The 3,055-nt window shown below is 66.4% G+C and carries 3 protein-coding genes; all 3 read left to right on the forward strand.

The window, feature by feature from the left end; genetic code table 11:
- On the forward strand, window positions 1-789 hold a 789-nt coding region (locus tag QAT43_RS14700; protein WP_305043842.1), incomplete at its 5' end, for a cytochrome-c peroxidase.
- Window positions 790-820: 31 nt separating this feature from the next.
- The gene (locus QAT43_RS14705) at window positions 821-1,705 is read left to right on the forward strand and encodes a formate dehydrogenase accessory protein FdhE (protein ID WP_305043843.1); all 885 of its coding nucleotides are present in this window, start codon (window positions 821-823) and stop codon (window positions 1,703-1,705) included.
- Window positions 1,706-1,859: 154 nt separating this feature from the next.
- Window positions 1,860-3,055 (forward strand): formate dehydrogenase accessory sulfurtransferase FdhD (gene fdhD / locus QAT43_RS14710; RefSeq protein WP_305043844.1); only part of this gene is annotated, 1,196 nt, incomplete at its 3' end.

The following is a 3,055-nucleotide window of genomic DNA, read 5'->3' on the forward strand; positions in this document are numbered from 1 at the left end:
TGGCGCCATACCCAGAGCCTGATCAATGTCGCCTACCTGCACCGCTTTCTCTGGGACGGGCGCAGCTACACCCTGGAGCAGCAGGCCGAGGGACCGATCCATTCCTCCTTCGAGATGAACCTGCAACTCGACTACCTGGTGGAAAAGCTGCGCGAGACGCCGGGCTATCCCGAGCTGTTCCAGAAGGCCTACGGCGCCGAGATCAGCCGCGCCACGATCACTTCGGCCCTCGCCGACTTCCAGCGCACCCTCATCGTGCGCGACGCGCCCTTCGACCGCTTCCTGGAGGGCGACCAGGACGCTCTTGACGCCGAAGCCAAGCGGGGCCTGGCCCTGTTCTACGGCAAGGCGGCCTGCCACCGCTGCCACAGCGGACCGCTGCTGTCGGATCAAAAATTTCACAACCTGGGGGTCCCCGATCAGCCGGAACTGCTCACCGACCCCCAGCGCCGCGCCACCCGCCATTTCTTTCAGGTCCGGATGGGCCTGGAGCGCGGCGACCGCGACCCAGGGCGCTTCGCCGTGACGGGCGACCCGGCGGATTTCGGCGCCTTTCGCACCCCGCCCCTGCGTCAGGTGGCCCAGACCGCGCCCTACATGCACAACGGCAGCCTCGCCCGACTGGAAGACGTCATCGCCTTCTATGTCCAGGGCGGCGGCCAGGATCAAAACCAATCGCCGCTGATGCAGCCCCTGGCGCTGACGGCGGCGGAGCAGGCCGAACTGCTCGCCTTTCTGCGCAGCCTGTCCGGCACGGTGCCGGTGGCGCGGCCGCCGGCGCTGCCCTGACCAACGAAACCAACGAGGAGATTCGTCGATCGTGGAATTCATCGCCCAACGCCGCCAACGCCTGACCCAACTGCGCCGCCTGCGTCCGCAGTTTTCTGAGATCTTTGATTTTTACGACAGTCTCTATGCCTTTCTCGCCAAGCAGTCGGGTGAGTTTCTGCGCATCGACACCCCTCCGGGGCAGGTATCCGTCTCCCAGGCCCAAGGCTTTCCCCTGCTGCAAGGCGAGAGCTTCCAGGTCGATGGGCCGGCTTTCGGCGCCTTTCTGCGCGCCCTCATCGCCGTGCTGCAACGCCACGGGCGCCAGGGCAAGGAGGATCTGGGGCGCATCGACGCCGCCCTGGCCGAAGGCCGTTTCGACCCCGCGCCGCTGTTCGGCGCCTATGTCGGTCGCGAACGCGAGCGCTTCGCCAAGACCGCGGCGGAGCTCGCCACGGAACCGGCCATCCTCGAATATCTCCTCGGTCTGGCCTGCTCTTTCGCCCTTCACGCCGCCCGCGAAGAGGGCCTGGCGCCACGGGACGGTGAATGGCGACAGGGCTATTGCCCCCTGTGCGGCGGCGTGCCGGTCATGGGCGAACTGCTCGGCGACGAGGGACGGCTGATGCTGCATTGCGGCACCTGCGGCCAGTCCTGGCCGGGAGCGCGGCGCAGCTGTACGGTGTGCGGCAACCGCGACGAGCAGACCCTTGAATACTTCACGGCGGGCGATGACCAAGGCTACCGGGTCAATGTCTGCCGCAAGTGCGACAGCTATCTCAAGGTGGTGGACAGCCGCGAGGCCGGGCAGAATCTGCCCATGGACCTGGAAGACATCGCCACCCTGCATCTGGATCTGCTCGCCCAGCGCGAGGGGTTCACACGCGTCAAGCGCGACTACGCGCCAGGCGAGGGGGACAAGCCGGGGCTGAATTGAGGATCCCGCCTGGGTACTTATGACCCACCCGGGACGCCTTGACCCAGTGCCGGCGACCGCTAAACTGTGCAAAATCGGCAACTTGGCATAGGGCATGGTTTCTGCTAGGCGTTTACAGCATCGCGAAGAAATCACATAGGGGAGGAGTTAGGGCATGGAACAGAGCAGGCAACGCGACATCCTGCGTTTCGAGCGCGGTCAGTTCAGGGACGTCCAGCGGCCGCTGGTTCAGGAATATCCCCTGGAACTGATCGTCAACGAACGGCCTCTGGCCACCCTGGTCGGCTCACCCCACCAGCTCAATTTTCTCGTGGCGGGATTTCTGCGCTTGCAGGGGTTCATCACCAGTCTCGACGACATCCTCAGTCTCGGCATCTGCGCCGACTTCGGCAGCGCCCGCATCCGCGTGCGCGGCGAGGTTCCCGAGCGGCTCAAGCCGACCCTGACCTCGGGCTGCGGCACGGGCATCTCCTTCAACCTGCCGATGGCAGGCGATCCCGATGGAACCATCCGGCCGGCGACACGGGCAACCCGGCGCGTCGCCCCTACGACGGTCTTTCAACTGATGAAGGATCTGGCACGCCGCGCCGAGCAGTATGCCAGCCACGGCGGGATGCATTCGGCGGCGGTGGGCGACGGTGAAAAACTGTTGCTCTTCGCCGAGGATCTCGGCCGCCACAACACCCTGGATCGCATCGCCGGCGAGGCCCTTTTCCGCGGCATCGACCTCGCCGGGCGTCTCTTGGTGACCTCGGGGCGCGTGTCGACGGAAATGGTGGCCAAGGCGGCACGGCTGGGCATCGCACTCATCGCCTCGCGCACCTCGCCCACGGACAAGGCCATCGAACTGGCCGAGCAGGCCGGCATCACCCTGGTCGGCTACCTGCGCGGCGAGAGCTTCGAGGTCTACTGCCACGCCGAGCGCCTGGCGCCCGCCGCACCGCAAACAAAAATCGCCGGCATCACCGGCGTCATCCTGGCCGGCGGCGAAAGCCGGCGCATGGGCTGCGACAAATCCCTGCTGCCCGTGGAGGGCGCGCGCTTCATCGACCACATCTATCGGCGCCTCGCCGCCCTGTTCGACGAGGTGATCATCGTCACCAACTCGCCGGGCCTCTATCAGGACATCCCCTGCCGCAAGGTGCCCGACATCTACTACGGCAAGGGCGCCCTGGCGGGCATTCATTCGGGCCTTTGCCATGCGCGCCACGAGCGGATTTTCGCCGTGGCCTGCGACATGCCCTTTCTCAACGCCGAGGTCATCCAGGGCCTCTGTCTGCAAGCCGACCAGGGCGCGGTGGTCGTACCCCAGAGCCCGCGCGGCCCCGAACCCCTGCACGCCCTCTACCA

The organism is Geoalkalibacter sp., assembly GCF_030604225.1.
Classification (GTDB): Bacteria; Desulfobacterota; Desulfuromonadia; order Desulfuromonadales; family Geoalkalibacteraceae; genus Geoalkalibacter.